General features: G+C 63.1%; 15 protein-coding genes. 8 read left to right on the forward strand and 7 right to left on the reverse strand.

Annotated features, from left to right (window positions below; genetic code table 11):
• The first annotated feature begins 24 nt into the window (after positions 1–24).
• Positions 25–1,035 (forward strand): dihydroxyacetone kinase subunit DhaK, encoded by a 1,011-nt coding sequence (dhaK, locus tag ABIE40_RS24695; protein ID WP_199628111.1) that lies wholly within the window; start codon positions 25–27, stop codon positions 1,033–1,035.
• On the forward strand, positions 1,035–1,670 hold the full coding sequence (gene dhaL / locus ABIE40_RS24700; protein ID WP_199628110.1) for a dihydroxyacetone kinase subunit DhaL: 636 nt from the start codon (positions 1,035–1,037) through the stop codon (positions 1,668–1,670). The genes dhaK and dhaL overlap by 1 nt, the downstream gene beginning before the upstream one ends.
• A 273-nt stretch (positions 1,671–1,943) precedes the next feature.
• On the opposite strand, the gene derI is transcribed toward dhaL, so the two are convergent.
• The 7 genes from derI to ABIE40_RS24735 all read right to left on the reverse strand — a co-directional run bounded on the left by derI (position 1,944) and on the right by ABIE40_RS24735 (position 9,120).
• Positions 1,944–2,399, reverse strand: a complete 456-nt coding sequence (gene derI, locus ABIE40_RS24705) for a D-erythrulose-4-phosphate isomerase (RefSeq protein WP_130281270.1) — start codon at positions 2,397–2,399, stop codon at positions 1,944–1,946.
• An 11-nt stretch (positions 2,400–2,410) separates the two neighbouring features.
• The gene (locus ABIE40_RS24710; protein WP_199628109.1) at positions 2,411–3,181 is read right to left on the reverse strand and encodes a triose-phosphate isomerase; all 771 of its coding nucleotides are present in this window, start codon (positions 3,179–3,181) and stop codon (positions 2,411–2,413) included.
• Positions 3,178–3,954 carry a DeoR/GlpR family DNA-binding transcription regulator gene (locus ABIE40_RS24715; RefSeq protein WP_199628108.1) on the reverse strand — a complete coding sequence of 259 codons (777 nt, stop codon included), beginning with the start codon at positions 3,952–3,954 and terminating at the stop codon, positions 3,178–3,180. Before ABIE40_RS24715 ends, ABIE40_RS24710 begins: the two co-directional genes overlap by 4 nt.
• 99 nt (positions 3,955–4,053) lie before the next feature.
• Positions 4,054–4,989, reverse strand: coding sequence for a sugar-binding transcriptional regulator (locus ABIE40_RS24720; RefSeq protein WP_199628107.1), 936 nt, complete (start codon positions 4,987–4,989; stop codon positions 4,054–4,056).
• A 72-nt stretch (positions 4,990–5,061) separates the two neighbouring features.
• Positions 5,062–5,994: a sugar phosphate isomerase/epimerase family protein gene (locus ABIE40_RS24725; protein ID WP_199628106.1), complete on the reverse strand. Its 933-nt coding sequence runs from the start codon at positions 5,992–5,994 to the stop codon at positions 5,062–5,064.
• A gap of 11 nt (positions 5,995–6,005) precedes the next feature.
• The gene (locus tag ABIE40_RS24730) at positions 6,006–7,517 is read right to left on the reverse strand and encodes a glycerol-3-phosphate dehydrogenase (RefSeq protein WP_199628105.1); all 1,512 of its coding nucleotides are present in this window, start codon (positions 7,515–7,517) and stop codon (positions 6,006–6,008) included.
• A gap of 37 nt (positions 7,518–7,554) precedes the next feature.
• Positions 7,555–9,120, reverse strand: a complete 1,566-nt coding sequence (locus ABIE40_RS24735; RefSeq protein ID WP_199628104.1) for an FGGY-family carbohydrate kinase — start codon at positions 9,118–9,120, stop codon at positions 7,555–7,557.
• Positions 9,121–9,897: 777 nt separating this feature from the next.
• Here ABIE40_RS24735 and ABIE40_RS24740 point away from each other — a divergent pair.
• From ABIE40_RS24740 to ABIE40_RS24765, 6 genes are all read left to right on the forward strand, one after another.
• Complete coding sequence (locus tag ABIE40_RS24740; protein ID WP_199628103.1) at positions 9,898–10,554, forward strand: DUF2291 family protein; 657 nt, start codon at positions 9,898–9,900, stop codon at positions 10,552–10,554.
• Positions 10,551–12,095 carry a sugar ABC transporter ATP-binding protein gene (locus tag ABIE40_RS24745; protein WP_199628102.1) on the forward strand — a complete coding sequence of 515 codons (1,545 nt, stop codon included), beginning with the start codon at positions 10,551–10,553 and terminating at the stop codon, positions 12,093–12,095. Before ABIE40_RS24740 ends, ABIE40_RS24745 begins: the two co-directional genes overlap by 4 nt.
• Before the next feature lie 23 nt (positions 12,096–12,118).
• On the forward strand, positions 12,119–13,171 hold the full coding sequence (locus ABIE40_RS24750; RefSeq protein WP_112710992.1) for an ABC transporter permease: 1,053 nt from the start codon (positions 12,119–12,121) through the stop codon (positions 13,169–13,171).
• A 110-nt stretch (positions 13,172–13,281) separates the two neighbouring features.
• Positions 13,282–14,229 carry a D-ribose ABC transporter substrate-binding protein gene (locus ABIE40_RS24755; protein WP_112710991.1) on the forward strand — a complete coding sequence of 316 codons (948 nt, stop codon included), beginning with the start codon at positions 13,282–13,284 and terminating at the stop codon, positions 14,227–14,229.
• A 178-nt stretch (positions 14,230–14,407) separates the two neighbouring features.
• Positions 14,408–15,250, forward strand: a complete 843-nt coding sequence (locus tag ABIE40_RS24760) for a DeoR/GlpR family DNA-binding transcription regulator (protein WP_130281252.1) — start codon at positions 14,408–14,410, stop codon at positions 15,248–15,250.
• 36 nt (positions 15,251–15,286) lie between these two features.
• Complete coding sequence (locus ABIE40_RS24765) at positions 15,287–16,801, forward strand: FGGY-family carbohydrate kinase (RefSeq protein ID WP_199628101.1); 1,515 nt, start codon at positions 15,287–15,289, stop codon at positions 16,799–16,801.
• The last annotated feature ends 35 nt before the right edge of the window (positions 16,802–16,836 follow it).

Consider the following 16,836-nt stretch of genomic DNA (forward strand, 5'->3'; position numbering starts at 1 on the left):
GCGGCATGCATCGAAGGAGGATCGATGACGGTCAAGAAGATCATCAATAACGGCGCCGATGCCGTTGACGAAATGCTGGCGGGCATTCTCGCCGCCCATCCCAATCACCTGAAGCGCGTCGAAGGCACGGCCCGTTCGGTCGTCGCGGTCGATGGTCCGCGCCAGGGCAAGGTCGGCCTGGTGATCGGCGGCGGCTCGGGCCACGAGCCGAGCTTCGTAGGCTTCGTCGGCCGCGGTCTCGCCGATGGCGCGGCGATCGGCAATGTCTTCGCCTCGCCGCCGCCGGATCCGGTCCTCGAATGCGCCAAGGCCGTCAATGGCGGCGCCGGCGTGCTCTTCATGTACGGCAACTATGCTGGCGACGTGATGAATTTCGACATGGCGGCAGAAATGGCGGCGATGGAAGACATCGAAGTCCGCACCGTGCTGACGACCGACGACGTAGCCTCTGCTCCCCGCGACCGGAGGGCCGATCGCCGGGGCGTTGCCGGTAATGTCTTCGTCTTCAAGATCGCCGGTGCCGCCGCCGACCGGATGATGGATATCGATGCCTGCGAGGCGGCTGCCCGCAAGGCCAACGACCGGACCTTCACGATGGGCGTGGCGCTCGGCCCTTGCTCCCTGCCGCAGACGCGCAAGCCGAATTTCGAACTCGGCGAAAACGAGATGGAAATCGGCATGGGCATCCATGGCGAGCCCGGAGTCGAGCGCGGTCCGCTGAAGAGCGCCAACGAGATCACCGACCAGCTGCTCGACAAGATTTTGCCGGAAATGAACGCCGCGCGTGGCGACCGCGTCGCCGTGCTGGTCAACGGTCTCGGCGCGACGCCGCTGATGGAACTCTACATCATGATGGCCCGCGTCAAGGAGCGGCTGGATGGCGAGGGGCTGGTGATCCACTCGACGCTGGTCGGCAATTATTGCAGCTCGCTCGACATGATGGGCGCCTCGGTGACGCTGATGCATCTCGACCACGAGCTGCAGACCCTTCTCGACCATCCCTGCGATTGCGCCATGTTCCGGAGCGGCCGCTGATGGCTGAAATCACCGCACAGGACCTGCGCGCCATGTTCTCGGCGATCGCCGCGACCATTGCCGAAAACCGCGACCGCCTCAGCGAACTCGACGGCGTCATCGGCGATGCCGACCACGGCATTACCATGGAACTCGGCTTCTCCACCGTGAAGACGGCCCTTGCCGCCAGCGAAGCCGAAACCGATCTCGGTGCCATCTTCAACCTCGCCGCCAAATCCTTCCTCAATGCCGTCGGTGCGTCGTCAGGCCCGCTCTACGCCACAGCCTTCATGCGCGCCGGAGCGGTGCTGAAGGGCAAGGCGGCGGCCGGCGACGAGGACATGGTCAAGGCTTTCGCCGCCATGGCCAAGGGCATAGAGGACCGCGGCAAGGCGGTGCCAGGCGAGAAAACCATGGTCGACGCCTGGCGGCCTGCGGCAGATGCGGCGGAAGCGGAGTTTGCGAAGGGCGCGGCGCTGGCGGTTTGCCTCAAGGCTGCAGCGGATGCGGCGACTGCCGGAGCGGAGGCGACGAAGTCGATGCTGGCGACCAAGGGCAGAGCGGCGCGACTGGGCGAGCGGGTGCTTGGGCATGCCGACCCGGGTGCGGTTTCGGCGGCGCTGGTTGTTGCGACGATGGCGGAGAGTTTGGGGTAGGGACCGTAAAGGCGCCATGCACTACACGGCGTTCCGGCCGCTTTATGCACCAAGCCCACATCTCCTCACTTACTGTGCTTGCCACAGGGATGAAGAAAGAACTGCGCCCGGAGCCCCCTCATCCGCCCCTCGTCGTCCCTTCTCCCCGCTGGGGAGAAGGGACGACGAGGGGGCGGCTCGCGCCACGCCGGGTGGGCAGGGTGAGGGGGCTACGGGTACAACAGTTCCATCGGATCAGGCCAAGAACCTTAGCCTACCGGCCCACCCAAAAACTCACCGAGCGTTATACTTCGCGTCCAGTTCGTCCATCGCCTTCACATTCCCGGCAGACCGGCCGTTCTCATCGAACGTCTGGGCCAGAAACGCATCGGCAATCGACTTCGCCAGTTCCGTACCGATAACGCGGGCGCCCATGGTGATGATCTGGGCGTTGTTGGAGAGGGCTGCGCGCTCAGCGGAGTAGGTGTCGTGGGTGAGTGCGGCGCGGATGCCCGGTACCTTGTTGGCCGAGATGCAGACGCCGATGCCGGTGCCGCAGACGAGGATCGCCTTGTCGTAGGTGCCGTCGAGCACGCCCGATGCGACGCGGTCGGAGAGGTTGGCGTAGAAGGGGTCGGCACCGCCGTTGGTGCGCGACACTTCGTGCACCTCGAAACGGTCCTTCAGATGATCGGCCAGAACCTTGGCGAGGCCTTCGCCGGCGCTGTCTCCTGCAATGGCAAGCTTCATTGTCGTTCTCCTTAGAGTTTGGCGGCGCATTTTGCGAGAATGTCGAGGTAGCCTTCGACATTCCAGGCCGAACGGCCGATGAAGAGCCCGTCGATATGCGGGCTCGAAATCAGTTCTTCGCAGTTTCCGGGGTTGACCGATCCGCCGTAGAGGCAGGGGATCTTGTGGCCGAGGATCTCTTTGGCGACCGCGATGATCTCGGCCTGACGGGCATCGGCATAGTCGGCTGATGCCGGGATGCCGTTTTCGCCGATCGCCCAGACGGGCTCGTAGGCGAGCAGGATTTCGGCGGCTTTCTGGTCATTCGAGAGCTTCGAAAGCGCGCCGCGCACCTGTATCGCTAGAAAGTCGGCGGCCTTGCCGCTTTCGCGGTCGGCCAGGGTTTCGCCGATGCAGATCAACGGGATCAGGCCGTGGCGGACGGCGGCTTCGGTCTTCAGGCCGACGGTCTCGTCTGTCTCGCCGAAATGCTCGCGGCGCTCGGAATGGCCGAGTTCGACGATATCGAGGTTGCAATCCTTCAGCATCACCGGCGAGACCTCACCGGTCCAGGCGCCCTGATCGGCCCAATGCATGTTCTGGGCGCCGACCTTGACGGAGGTCTCAGCGAGCATCGCCTTGACTTCGCGCACGGCGGTGAAGGGCGGGATGACGAACCGCTGGATGCGCGGATCGCGGGCGGCATCGGCCGCTTTCAGGCCGCGGGCAAACTGCTGCGCCTCGGCGAGCGTCTTGTTCATCTTCCAGCTGGTGCCAACCCAGAAGCGCGGCTTTTCGGTCATGTCGGGTCCTGTTCCGATGCAATGGTGAGCGTTATGCCCGCCTGTACGAATTCCTCGATGACAGCCGCGTCCGGCGCGCTGTCGGTGATCACGGCGTCGAAATCGGCCAGATCGGCCATGACATGCAGCGCCGTGTGGCCGATGCGCTGGTGATTGACCAGCAGGCAAGACCTTGCCGAAGACGCCATCATCGCCCGCTTGGTGCGGACGGCGTTGTCGTCCATGTGATAGGCGCGCCTGCCGCTGACGGCGGGTGTCGAGATGAAGGCGATATCGGCCCTGAGCTTCGACAGCGCCTCTTCGGTGACGACGCCGAGATAGGCGTTGAACTTCGCCGAATAGATGCCGCCAAGCGCAATCAGCGTGATGCCTGTTTCTGCCTTCAGCCGCTCCATGATCGCCGCATTGTTGGTGATCACGGTCAAAGGCCGCTTCTGCAGCAGCATTTCGCCGAGCACTGCCGCCATCGACCCGTCATTGACCATCACGGTCATCCCGGGCTCGACCATTTCAAGCGCGCTCTTGGCCATCGCGACCTTGGCTTCGTGGCCCTGGCGCTCGCGGATGCGGAAGTCGCTCTCGAACTGCGTTCCGGCGTCGATCGTCGCGCCGCCTCGCACCTTTCGAAGCACGCCCGCCTGCTCGAGATCGTCGAGGTCACGATGGATCGTCATCTTCGAGACGATGAAGCGGTTGGCAAGATCGTCGAGGTCGACGGTCTTGTTCTCGACGAGCAGATTGACGATCAGCTGCTGCCGTTCCTCGCGCTTCATTCCGGTCTCCACCCATCTCCTGATGTTAAGATAACGGATAAATCGTGATAATCAACATTATTCATGTTATTTTGCGATCAATTCTTGTTGCCGATCACGTCATTTCAACAGTGTCTGCGCCGTGCGTTCATCGGTGATCAGGCCGTAAAGGCGGTGACTTTTCAGGATGGCGCGGATGGCCGGAACCTTCGACTGCCCGCCGGCAAGCGCCACGAGCCGCTCATTCTTCGTTTTCGGGAAGGAGGCCGAGAGTGTCCGCGCCGTCAGCGCCGTATCCAGCATGTCGCCATCTGCATTGAAGAAATGCCCGAGGATTTCGCCGACGCCGCCGGCAGTCGCGATATCGTCGATCTCGCTCGGCTCGACCATACCCGAGAGCACCAGCTGCGCATCGGCATCGACAGTGCCGAGGCCGACGAGCTTCAGGTCGGCATTGTTGGCGAGGTCGAAGACCTCCTTGACGGCGCGCTGCGCTTTCAGCACCTCGCGGTCGTCTCCTGTATTGGCGAAGAACGGGACGGGCATCACATAGGCCTGCGTTCCCGTCTTTTCGGCGATGCGATGCATCACGTCATAGGGGTTGGCGCCATAGTTGCGCGTAAGACCACCGAGCAGCGAGACGAAGCGCAGGTTCTTGGCGCCGACGCGCGGCATGTACTGGACGGCGGCTGACAGCGTGCGGCCGTGGCCGAGGCCGATGACCTTGTTGTCGCCGCGCTCGATCTCACGCTTCAGGTAGCCAGCGCCGGCATGGCCGAGGGCGCGAAGCGGCAGGCCTTCCTCGCCGAGATCGGGTGCGACCTCGCAATATTGCAGGCCGTAGCGCTCCGAAAGGCGGGACTCGAGCTCGACGCATTCGACGATATCGCCGTCGATCGTCACCTTGACGACGCCATCGGCGACGGCGCGGGCAATCAGCCGGTGCGCCTTGACCGAGGGCACGCCGAGACGGCGGGCGACATCGGATTGCGTCAGGCCTCCGGCGTAATGCAGCCAGGCAGCGCGCACCGCAAGCGTATCATCGGCGTCCGTCATCGCCGCTCCCTTTCAAAATAAGTCCTGCAACGATTCCGTTGCGATATCTGCAGCCTTTTAAGGATCTCCGCCTCAGATGTTCAAGTCGTCGATGCCGGTGTCGATATAGGGCGCCCAGAAGGCGACGCTCTCGGCAATCTGCGGGATCACTTCGCGGTCATTCGGCTCACGCTCCTTGAAGGAGAGCTCAAGGCAGATCTCGTTATCAACAGCCCCGCCTTCGGCGAAAGCTTTGAGAAGCGGCGCCGGCTGGATCCGGCCCTTGGCGTTGAAATCCGCGGTGAACGGCCGGTGGCCGCCCTTGTCCATCAGGCTCTGCTTGATGTGGATGATCGGGGACACCGGCGGCACGGCGCGCGCCCAGGCATAGGGGTCAAAATCGTCAGGGTTGGCGGAGGTGACGTCGCCGTGGTCGATATCGGCCATCATCCACATCGGGATCGCCATGTTTGCCGCCGTCAGCCGCTCCTGCAGCGACAGGCAGGCGGCGATCGTCTCGCCGAATTCACGGCCGATGCTCATCGGCTCCCAGAACACATAGGAAAGACCGGCGGCGCGGCCATGCTCGGCCACTTCGGCCCAGCAGTCGATGGCGATCTTGATCAGTTCCTCGCGCTTCGCCGGATCGTCGAAATCCCGGTAAGTGAAGATCGCAAACTGAGTACCGACGGAATCGCCGCCGAGATCGGCGGTGATATCGGCGAAGGTCTTGAACCAGTCGACATAGTAGCGGCGCACATCGGCGTCCGGATGGCCGAAATGGTTGAGGCGGCCATAGGGGCCGGTCATGCCGGAGGTGACGCGAACGCCGGTGCGCCGCAGCGCCGAATTCATGCTGCGGGTGAGGCGGCGGATCACGGGCGCTTGCCAGCTCGGATTGATGAACTCATGGGTCAGCTGCAGGTCGCGGATCTTCAGGTCGCGCGCCACGGTATCGATCAGGTCGTCGGGGTCGGCAAAGCGGTTGACCAGCGGATTGGTGTTCAGCGAAAGCGTCAGCGGCATCGTGACCTCCTTCAGGCAGCGGCAAGGCGGGAGGAGACGAACCAGTCTGCAAAGGCGGCACGCTCCGCTTCGCTCATATGCAGGTAATGCTTGGTCCGGCGGTAGAGGATATCCTCGGCTGTTTCGGCCCATTCCGTGGCCACGAGATAACGCGCTTCCGCCTCGTAGAACTGCCCGCCGAAATGGCGGCCGAGGCCTTCGAGACCGGTGGCGCCTGCGACGACATTCTTCGTACGGGCGCCGTAGAGGCGGCCATAGTGATGGACGAGCTTGCGCGGCATCCAGGGATAGGCATCGCGCAGGCTGTTGGCGAAGGTCTCGTAGTCGGCGTTGGGGATTTCCCCGCCGGGGAGCGGCGCCGATTGCGTCCAGTCGCCGCCCATGGCCGGGAAGATGTGCTTGAGGCGATGCAGGCCGCGCTCGGCCAGCTCGCGGAAGGTGGTGATCTTGCCGCCGAAGACGTTGAGCAGCGGCGCGCCGCCCGTCTCGTCGAGATCGAAGACATAGTCGCGGGTGACGGCGGACGGATTGCCCTTGCCGTCGTCGAAAAGCGGGCGCACGCCGGAAAAGCTGTGCAGCACGTCCTGCCGGCGGAGCTTCTCCTTGAAGTAGCGGTTGACGGCCTTCAGCAGGTAATCGATCTCGGCCTCGTCGGCGGAGACGTCCTCGGCACGGCCCTCATAGGCGATATCGGTCGTACCGATCAGCGCCTTGTCGCCCTCGTAGGGGTTGATGAAGATGACGCGCTTGTCATGGTTTTGCACGAGATAGGCATTCGAGCCTGCCCAGAATTTCGGAACGATGATGTGACTGCCCTTGACGAGGCGGACATTGCGCGAGGAGTTCGAGCCGGCGACACGGTTGATGATGTCGCTAACCCAGGGGCCGGCGCAGTTGACGAGACATTTGGCGCGGAAGGTGCGCGTCTCGCCGCTGGTGCTGTTCTTCGTGGTGATGGTCCAGGCGCCGTTTTCTCGCCGGGCCGAGACGGCGGGCGAGCGGGTCAGCACGAGCGCGCCCTTTTCGGCGGCGCTGACGGCGTTGAGCACGACGAGGCGGGCGTCATCCACCCAGCAATCGGAATATTCGAAACCGCGGGTATATTGGTCGAGGATCGGCGTGCCCTCGGGGTCGCGCAGCAGATTGAGGGTGCGTGTGCCCGGCAGCTTCTTGCGGCCGCCGAGGTGGTCGTAGAGGAAGAGGCCGAGCCGGACGAGCCAGGCCGGGCGATCCTGCGGGCTGTGGGGCAGGACGAAGCGCATCGGCCAGATGATATGCGGAGCGGCATTCAGCAGCACTTCGCGCTCGATCAGTGCTTCGCGCACCAGACGGAACTCGTAATATTCGAGATAGCGAAGGCCGCCATGCACGAGCTTGCCGGAACGCGACGACGTGCCCTGCGCCAGGTCGTCCTTTTCGCAGAGCGCCACCTTCAGCCCGCGGCCGGCCGCATCGCGGGCGATGCCCGCGCCATTGATGCCGCCGCCGATGACGAAGAGGTCGAGGGTTTCCGGTTCGGTCATGTCATGCTCCTTCGATGCTTCTGCATCAGAACTTGAGTTACGCGCCTGGCGTCGCAGCAGTGGCGAGCTTGTCCCAGGCGGGCGCCATGGCCTGACGCACGTCCGTGTAGGCGGAGAAAAGGCGATCGAAGCGCGCGGCTTCGGCGGTGTCGGGCACTTCGGGCTCGCCGAGCAGCGGCGTCACCCAGTCGGCAATGCAGTCGTCCATCGTGGCGTAGACGCCGACGGCGACCGCAGCCATCATCGCCACACCGGCAGCACCGGTCTCTTCGCGCCGGGACTGGCGGATCGGCGCGTTGACGGCTGATGACAGCGAGCGGCGCAGGCCGAGCGAGCGGGTTGCGCCGCCTGTGATGCGCAGCTCTTCCGGCATCGCTCCCATCGCCGCGTAGCAATCGTGGGTCGCAAGGCCGAGGCCCTCGACGACGGAGCGGACGAGATCCGGAAAGCCGTGACGGGTGGAGAGGCCGGTGAAGCCGGCCCGGGCATTAGCGTTGACGAAGGGCCCGCGCTCGCCGGCCTCCGAAATATAGGGGTGGTAGAGCACCGATCCCGGCTTGCTTTCGGCAAACCAGCCGTCGATCCGGGCGATCAGATCTGCATGCGAAACGGTCTTCCCGGCGTCCGCCATCAGGTAAGAGGCAATTTCCAGGATCCAGTCGATATTGATCGTCGAGCCCATGTTGGTCTGGACCTGGGTGACGATGCCGGGGATCGGCAGGGCGATGACATAGCCGGTGCCTTCGCTGTTGAGATGAACGTCGGCCACCGCCTTGGCGCGCATGTGGACGCCGGTGGAGCCGATCGTCGAGCAGGCGGCATTGCGCCCGCTGCTGCGCACACCGGCGCCAAGCGCCGTCATCACCATGTCGACATAGCCGAGGCAAACGGGCGTTCCTGCAAGCAGTCCGCAGGCCTTGGCGGCCTCCGCCGTCAGGGGATGGCTGACTTCCGTGCCGTCGATGATCTCAGGCAGAAGATTGCGGCGACGATCGAGGCCAAGCGCATCGATGACGACGCTGTCGTATTGGCGCGTGCGGAAATTGCCGAACGTGAAGCTTGCTTCGGAGGGGTCGGTGGCGCGGATGCCGGTGAGATTGAGATAGAGCCAGTCCTTGCAGTGCAGGGCGGCTTCGCTTCGATCGAGCAGTTCCGGCGCGACCTTGTCCATATGGGCGAGCTGAGCGCCCTGCTGGCAGGTGTTGAGGCCGGTGCCGGTCGCTTCGAAGCGGGCGCGGTTGTCTACTCCGCCGGCCAGTCTGGTGACCGTCGAGGCGGCACGGGCATCGAGCCACAGCCAGGCGTCGGTCACGGGCGCGTTGCCGCGGCCAACGAGCCAGGTGCCGTCGCCCTGTCCAGTGACTGCGACCGCGGCAGTGCGCGCGGCGAGATCGGCGACCTTTTCGCCGAGACCGCGCAATGCGCTGGCGCAATCCATCCAGGTCTGCGCGAGGGATTGCGTTGCCGAACCATCGTCGCCGGTCGCGTATTTGTTACGCACGGAAGCGGTTGCGATCTGCTGGCCTGCGAGATCGAACGCCACCGCCTTGATCACGGATGTTCCGGCGTCGATCCCGATGATGATGTTCTGGGTCGATGTCATTGCAGACTATCTCGCCAATGCTGCGAACGCCGCGACGGGCAATACGCGCGTCCAATCCATCTCAAGTCCTCCCGATCGGCCTTTCACGAGGGAACAATCCCCCAGCCGCATCATTTGATCCGCATGCCGCCAGCGGCAAGCCGCGGCCTCTGCAAATGCCGGATCGAATATTTGCCGAAACCTCCCATAGGCCTCATCGCAAAACATAACATAAAGATATCACATTGCCAGCAAGATTTTTCTGGTCATGAAAAATTTTTCAGATAAAATGGATGACATAGGAATTTAGAGCGTCGGCTCCGGCCAAGTCTCGATGAGCGCACGATCAGCCAGCATATAGCTGATAGAAATTCTTATTTTTCATTTATATACAGATACTTACTGAACGTCACGACTTTGGGCTTTTTGTGCGCCTGCCACATCAGTTTGCTGCGATGCAGCGCGATAAAAACCATGTGAGAGTCTGATTAGGCAAGCATGTACTGATAAAAGGGCCGTTGACATCTGTTAAAATTCATAACATTGTTTCCGGCATAAATAACACAGTTCTATCACGGAAGCTCACTTCCGGATGGAGATTGCAGGTTCCGGCGATTGGAGGAGACAGGCGCCGGCTCTCTGAGGAGGCTTCCAATGCTGATTTTCATCGCGCCCTGCGTCGTCGCGGACTGCCCGCCGGTTCTTCAGCCGGCCAGCCGTCGTGCCGCGGCACGGCTCCGATCGTAATCGCACCCAGCCCCTCCGCTTCACCATCTCCTGGACAAAGGCCGTCACGACATGAGTACACAGCCCGATTATGCAGCCCCCAAGCCCGGCAGCGGCAATCTGAAGCTCATCGTCAGCGCCGCATTCGCGGTCGTCGTCATCGGCGCCATGGCGCTCGACACCACGGTCGTGAAGATCGGCTCGGCAAACGATGTCCGGCAGCAGGCCTTTTCGCCTGAGACTTTCGGCACAGAGCAGTTCCCGAAGATCCAGGCCAATGTCGAGCAGCGCGCCGTCGCAGCCGCCGAACTGGCAACCGCGATCGCCGCGAACAAGAAGGCGGCGAGCGAGAAATACGGCACGGCAACGAGCACCGGCCCGGTCATTCCCGTGACGCTGACCGGCACCTTCGGCGCCCGCAAGTCGAACACCAATGAAATGAAGATCGACGGATTGCCTCCCGAGACGGTGGTCCGTGTCCAGACCGGTCCCGCGGTCAACGGCACGGACCTCCGCGATGCCACCGGCGAGATCGAATTCGGCCAGTTCACCAACCAGATCCAGTATCAGGATGCCGGATCGGCCATCAACAACGAGATGAAGAAGACCGTGCTTTCCGGTCTCGATCCGGATCAGCTGGACGGTAAAACCGCGACCGTCGTCGGCGTCTTTAAGCTCATCAACCCGAAGAACTGGCTGATCACGCCGGTGAAGGTCGAGGTCAAATGAGCCAGCCGCTGCGCAATCCCGGAACCCAGGGCGAGGTTGTGCTCGCCGCCCGAAACATCGCCAAGTCCTATGGCAATGTTCACGCGCTCAAGGGCGTGAACTTCGATATTCATCGCGGCCAGGTGACGACGCTGTTCGGCGAGAACGGTGCCGGCAAGTCGACGCTGATGAAGATCCTCTCGGGCGTGGTGCAGCCGACCTCCGGCGAAATCGTTCTCGACGGTTCGCCGATCAGCTTCGCATCCTCGACCCATGCCCGCGAGTGCGGCATCTCGATCATCCACCAGGAACTGAGTCTCGCCCCCAATCTGAGCGTTCGCGACAACATCTTCATGGGCCGCGAGATCATCACGGGCGGCATGGTCGATTTCGCCGAGGAAGAGCGCCAGACCCGGGCGCTGATGGAAGAGCTCGAAGAGGACATCGATCCGCTGACGCGTGTCGAGGACCTTCGCCTCGGCCAGCAGCAGATCGTCGAGATCGCCCGCGCGCTCTCGGTCAATTCCCGCATCCTGATCATGGACGAGCCGACCTCGGCGCTGAGCGCCACCGAAGTCGAAGTTCTCTTCAAGGTCATCCACGACCTGACAGGCCGCGGCGTCTCGATCGTCTATATCTCGCATCACCTCGAAGAGGCGCTGCAGATCACCAACCACGCCGTCGTCCTGCGCGACGGCACGATGACTGCCTATGCCGAGCGCAAGGATATCGACCTCGAATGGATCGTCCGCAACATGGTGGGCGACAATTTCGATCTCGGCAGCCCGCCCGAAGGACACCAGTTCGGCGAAGTGGCGCTGTCGATCGAGGGCCTGACCGTTCCCGGTCCCTCGGGTGCCGCCTATAACGCTGTCGATCGCATGTCGCTGAAGGTGCGGGCCGGCGAGGTGGTCTGCATCTACGGACTGATGGGGGCAGGGCGCACCGAGCTTCTGGAATGCGTCGCCGGGCGGCTGCGCTCCAGCGGCGGCCGCGTTCTGCTCGAAGGGCAGGATGTCGGCGCCCTCAGCATTGCCGGGCGTATCGAAAGCGGCCTCGTCCTCGTTCCCGAAGACCGCCAGCGCGACGGCCTAGTGCAGACCATGACCGTCGGCTCCAATCTGTCGCTTGCCAGCATCGGCGCCTTCACCAAGGGCCTCTTCACATCCGGCCGCCGCGAACGCGATCTCGTCACCGAGTCGATCCGCCGCGTGCACGTCAAGACCGATGGCGGCGAGGCGGCAATCGGCTCGCTCTCCGGCGGCAACCAGCAGAAGGTCGTAATCGGCAAGATGCTGGCGACGGAACCGAAGGTCATCCTGCTCGACGAACCGAGCCGCGGCATCGATATCGGCGCCAAGGCCGAAGTTTTCAAGCTGCTCGCTGAGCGCGCCAAGCAGGGCCTCGCGGTCATCTATTCGACCTCGGAAGTCAACGAATGCCTCAGCATCGCGCATCGCATCATCGTCATGCACCGCGGCCGCATTTCGGCAGAGTTCAGCTCTGACGTCACCAAGGAAAAGATCATGGCCGCCTCCGGCGAATCCATGGTCGCGCACTAGCCCGGAATTATGGAGCACTGATTATGTCAGTCACAAACGTCACCGAGAAGAAGTCAGTTTCGAACGGGCAGAAGCGGAACACCAATATCGTGCGCCTGATCCTGGAAGGACGCGCGTTCTTCGCGCTGATCGTCATCATCGCGGTCTTCTCCTTCCTGTCTCCCTATTACTTCAGCCTCAACAACTTCCTGATCATGGCCTCGCATGTGGCGATCTTCGGGATCCTGGCGATCGGCATGCTGCTGGTCATCCTGAACGGCGGCATCGACCTTTCGGTCGGCTCAACGCTGGGGCTTGCAGGCTGCATCGCCGGCTTCCTGATGCAGGGCGTCACACTCAGCTATTTCGGCGTCATCCTCTATCCGCCGGTCTGGGCCGTCGTGGTGCTGACCTGCGCGCTCGGCGCCGTGGTCGGCGCGGTCAACGGCGTGCTTGTCGCCTATCTCAAGGTGCCCGCCTTCGTCGCCTCGCTCGGCGTCCTCTACGTCGCTCGCGGCATCGCCCTCCTGATGACCAACGGCCTGACCTACAACAATCTCGGCGGCCGTCCGGAACTCGGCAATACCGGCTTCGACTGGCTCGGCTTCAACCGTCTCGGCGGCGTACCGATCGGCGTCATCGTTCTCGCGGTCCTCGCCATCGTCTGCGGTATCGTGCTCAGCCGTACTGCCTTCGGCCGCTGGCTCTATGCATCGGGTGGCAACGAGCGCGCTGCCGACCTTTCGGGCGTTCCGGTCAAGCGTGTGAAGATCATCGTCTATGTGCTTTCGGGCGTCTGCGCCGCAATCGCCGGCCTGGTTCTGTCCTCGCAGCTGACCTCCGCAGGTCCGACGGCGGGCACCACCTACGAACTGACGGCGATCGCAGCTGTCGTCATCGGCGGCGCGGCGCTGACGGGCGGACGCGGCACGGTGCGCGGCACCATGCTCGGCGCCTTCGTCATCGGCTTCCTGTCGGATGGCCTCGTGATCATCGGCGTCTCCGCCTACTGGCAGACCGTCTTTACCGGTGCGGTGATCGTTCTCGCCGTCCTGATGAACAGCATCCAATACGGCCGCCGGGTCAAATCGTCCTGACGGCTGAAACCGAACTTATCCACGACGGCAGGCCTCTGGCGCAAAGGCCGATTGGGGAAAGCACCGCCGGATCATCGGCACCAACTGAGCTCACTAATGGGAGAGAGACTATGTTTAAGAAAGGCATGCGCATTCTTCTGGCCGCCGCGGCTGTCGCACCGATCCTCGTCAGCACCGCCTGGGCAGCAGGCCAGATGACGATCATCGTCAACGACCCGTCCAACCCCTACTGGCTGACGGAAGGCAACGTTGCCAAGGCAACCGCTGAGAAGCTCGGCTACACGGCTTCGGTCAGCGCGCACAAGGGTGACACCAACACAGAGAGCAACCTGATCGACACGGCCATCACCAACAAGTCGGTCGCGATCATTCTCGACCCGGCAAACGCTGACGGCTCCGTTGGCGCGGTGAAGAAGGCTGTTGCCGCCGGTATCCCGGTTATCCTGGTCAACGCTGAAATCAACCAGGAAGGCCTGGCGAAGGCGCAGCTCGTTTCCAACAACGCCCAGGGCGCGGCCCTCGGTGCGCAGCAGTGGGTCGAAGCTGTCGGCGACAAGGGCAACTATGCCGAACTGTTCGGCGCTCCCTCCGACAACAACGCCGCAACGCGCTCGAACGGCTATGAAACCGTGCTGTCGCAGTACCCGGACCTGAAGAAGGTTGCCAAGGAAGTTGCCGATTGGGACCGCACCAAGGGTCACAACAAGATGCAGTCCATGCTGCAGGCAAATCCTGACATCGTCGGCGTCATCTCCGGCAACGACGAAATGGCTCTCGGCGCCATCGCAGCACTGAAGGAAGCCGGCAAGCTCGCCAACATCAAGGTCGGCGGCTTCGATGGCTCGCCGGATGCTGTTGCCGCGATCAAGGCCGGCGAACTGCAGTACACCGTCCTCCAGCCGGTGGCGATCTTCTCCGAAGAAGCCGTCAAGCAGGCCGACAATGTCATCAAGAACGGTAGCACCGGCGCCAAGAGCGAAAAGCAGCTCTTCGATTGCCTGCTGATCACCAAGGACAATGTCGACAAGTACACCGGTCCGTTCGTTCTCGAGCAGTAATCGGTCGAGGCGCCCGCAAGGGCGCTCTCCAGGCCGGGCGGCATCCACCCGCCCGGCTCCCCGCATGCCTGAAACGGTTGCCCGCGGTATAAGCCGCCCGTTCCGTTTCGCCATTTTGCCTTGGCACGGCAATCACTGTACGAAGCTGGTATCCAGAATTCAGCGACAGGGGTGACCCGTGACACAGAAGACCAGCCAGGGCGAAGATCTGTTGGAGCAGCTTACGAGCGACAGCCGGCAGACGCGCCAGATCGCGCGCCGCCGCATGATCGCAGAGGCCGTGATGAGTGAAGGCTCGATGCGGATTGAAGACCTGACCGACCGTTTCGGTATCAGCCTGATGACGGCGCATCGCGATGTCGATGAACTCGTCAGCCGCGGGCTGTTTCGCAAAACGCGCGGCATCGTAACGGCCGCCGCCACCAATCTCATCGAATCAAGCGACGTTTACCGCTCCAACCGCCAGGCGAGCGAAAAGAAGCTGATCGCCGAGGCGGCGATGCAATTCGTCGAGCCCGGCCAGGCGATCTTCTTCGACGATTCCACCACCGTTCTGCAGATGGCGACGCATCTGCCGTCCAGGGTTCCCGTCACGGCGATCACCAATTCGCTGACGTTGATGAATGCGCTGACCGGCATGCACGACGTGACGCTGCTGGCGCTGGGCGGGCAATATTACAACTGGTGCAACGCCTTCATGGGCCGCATGACAATCAGCGAAATCAAAGGCTTGCGCGCGGACGTTGCCTTCATTTCGATGTCGGCGATCAGCGACGGCACGGTGCTGCATCAATCGCCGGAGACCGTCGATACCAAGCGCGCCATGTTCGACTGTTCCGTCAAACGTATCCTGCTTGCCGATCACACCAAGTTCGAACGGCGGGCACTTCACAGTTTCGCAGCACTGGACGAGTTCGATGTCGTCATCGTCGACGACAAGACCAATCCCGTGCATATCGACCGCATGCGGTCCAAGGATATCAACGTGGTGGTTGCCCGGGGTGCCCAAGGGCGCTCGTAAGGTGGCTTGCCCGTTGCACAAACGAGGTAAGGGCGAATGCCGAGTCTGCTCGGGATCGATAGTGGCCTGACGGTCACCAAGGCCGTCATTTTCGATATCGACGGCACGCCGCTCGCAGTCAGCAGGCGCCGCGTCACTCAGTTCATGCCGAAGGCGCGCCATATCGAGCGCGATATGAACGAGCTCTGGACGGCGACCGCCGATGCCATCCGCGAGGCGATTGCGCTGAGCGGCAGGCCGGCGAACGACATCCAGGCGATTTCCGCCACGGCGCATGGCGATGGCATCTATCTCCTCGATCACGACCAGAAGCCGCTCGGCCGCGCCGTTCTCTCGCTCGACAGCCGGGCAGGGGAGATCGTCGATCGATGGGAGGGCGAGGTGGCGGATGCCTCGATCGAGCTCACCGGCCAGATTCCGCATGTCTCGGCGCCCTCGGCACTGCTCGCCTGGATTCGTGAAAACGAGCCGGAGCGGTTTCAGCAGATCGGCCACTTCATCAGCTGCAAGGACTGGCTGCGCTTCTGCCTCACCGAGATCATCGGCACCGACCGTACCGAGGCCAGCACCTCCTTCACCAATGTGCGCACGCAGGATTATAGCCAGGACGCGCTGAAGCTCTTCGGTCTCGAAGCGCTCGTTCACGCCCTGCCGCCGGCCTCCCGCTCCGACCAGATCGTCGGGCGGGTAACACGCGAGGCGGCGCTACGGACCGGCCTTGCCGAATGCACGCCGGTCGTCGCCGGATTGCATGATGTCACCGCCTCGGCGCTAGGCGCTGGGGGATACGGGCAGGGCGTCGTCGCCGTCATCGCCGGGACCTATTCGATCAACGAGACGCTGTCTTCCGAGCCGCGCGTCGACAGGCGGTGGTTCTGCCGCAACGGCATTGCGCCCGGCATCTGGAACAGCATGTCGATCTCGCCGGCCTCGACCGCGAATTACGACTGGTTTCTCGATACGCTCTGCGCCGGCGAGCGGGCACAGGGCGGCGCGATCCACGCGCTGCTGGCGCCGGAAATCGACGCGGCCTTCGAGCGCCCGTCGACCGCGCTCTTCCACCCCTATCTCTTCGGTTCGCCCTATGGCGCCGCAGCCAGCGCGAGCTTCTTCGGTCTTGGCGGCTGGCACGATCGCGGCGACATGCTGCGCGCCGTCCTCGAAGGTATCGCCTTCAATCACCGTATCCATGTCGATGCGCTGCGCGATGGTTTTTCCTTCGATCGGGCGCGGCTCGCAGGCGGCGTGTCGCGCAATCCGACCGTGGTGCAGATGTTTGCCGACGTGCTCGGCATGCCCGTGACTGTGACCGAGACCGATGAGGCAGCGGCCTGGGGTGCGGCGCTTTGCGCCGGATCGGGCGCCGGAATCTATGCCGATCCGCAAGCCGATCCCCGTGACATAGCAAGCATCGCCAGGACCTGCGAACCGGATGCGGTACGCAGCGCCGATTACGAGAAGCGCTACCAGGTGTTCCGCGAAATCGCCGAGGCGATGACGCCGCTCTGGCCAAAGATTGCCGGCCTCGCACCCGTAAACGCGGCAAACTGACAAGACGAATGCCGGTGCTCCCACCGGCGATTTAG

The sequence above is a fragment of the Rhizobium sp. OAE497 genome (assembly GCF_040546565.1).
Lineage (GTDB): Bacteria > Pseudomonadota > Alphaproteobacteria > Rhizobiales > Rhizobiaceae > Rhizobium.

Bases quoted from the DNA above. Each gene is read 5' to 3' on its own strand.
- dhaK (WP_199628111.1), top strand. From the start codon at position 25: ATGACGGTCAAGAAGATCATCAATAACGGCGCCGATGCCGTTGACGAA.
- dhaL (WP_199628110.1), top strand. From the start codon at position 1,035: ATGGCTGAAATCACCGCACAGGACCTGCGCGCCATGTTCTCGGCGATC.
- derI (WP_130281270.1), bottom strand. From the start codon at position 2,399: ATGAAGCTTGCCATTGCAGGAGACAGCGCCGGCGAAGGCCTCGCCAAG.
- ABIE40_RS24710 (WP_199628109.1), bottom strand. From the start codon at position 3,181: ATGACCGAAAAGCCGCGCTTCTGGGTTGGCACCAGCTGGAAGATGAAC.
- ABIE40_RS24715 (WP_199628108.1), bottom strand. From the start codon at position 3,954: ATGAAGCGCGAGGAACGGCAGCAGCTGATCGTCAATCTGCTCGTCGAG.
- ABIE40_RS24720 (WP_199628107.1), bottom strand. From the start codon at position 4,989: ATGACGGACGCCGATGATACGCTTGCGGTGCGCGCTGCCTGGCTGCAT.
- ABIE40_RS24725 (WP_199628106.1), bottom strand. From the start codon at position 5,994: ATGCCGCTGACGCTTTCGCTGAACACCAATCCGCTGGTCAACCGCTTT.
- ABIE40_RS24730 (WP_199628105.1), bottom strand. From the start codon at position 7,517: ATGACCGAACCGGAAACCCTCGACCTCTTCGTCATCGGCGGCGGCATC.
- ABIE40_RS24735 (WP_199628104.1), bottom strand. From the start codon at position 9,120: ATGACATCGACCCAGAACATCATCATCGGGATCGACGCCGGAACATCC.
- ABIE40_RS24740 (WP_199628103.1), top strand. From the start codon at position 9,898: ATGAGTACACAGCCCGATTATGCAGCCCCCAAGCCCGGCAGCGGCAAT.
- ABIE40_RS24745 (WP_199628102.1), top strand. From the start codon at position 10,551: ATGAGCCAGCCGCTGCGCAATCCCGGAACCCAGGGCGAGGTTGTGCTC.
- ABIE40_RS24750 (WP_112710992.1), top strand. From the start codon at position 12,119: ATGTCAGTCACAAACGTCACCGAGAAGAAGTCAGTTTCGAACGGGCAG.
- ABIE40_RS24755 (WP_112710991.1), top strand. From the start codon at position 13,282: ATGTTTAAGAAAGGCATGCGCATTCTTCTGGCCGCCGCGGCTGTCGCA.
- ABIE40_RS24765 (WP_199628101.1), top strand. From the start codon at position 15,287: ATGCCGAGTCTGCTCGGGATCGATAGTGGCCTGACGGTCACCAAGGCC.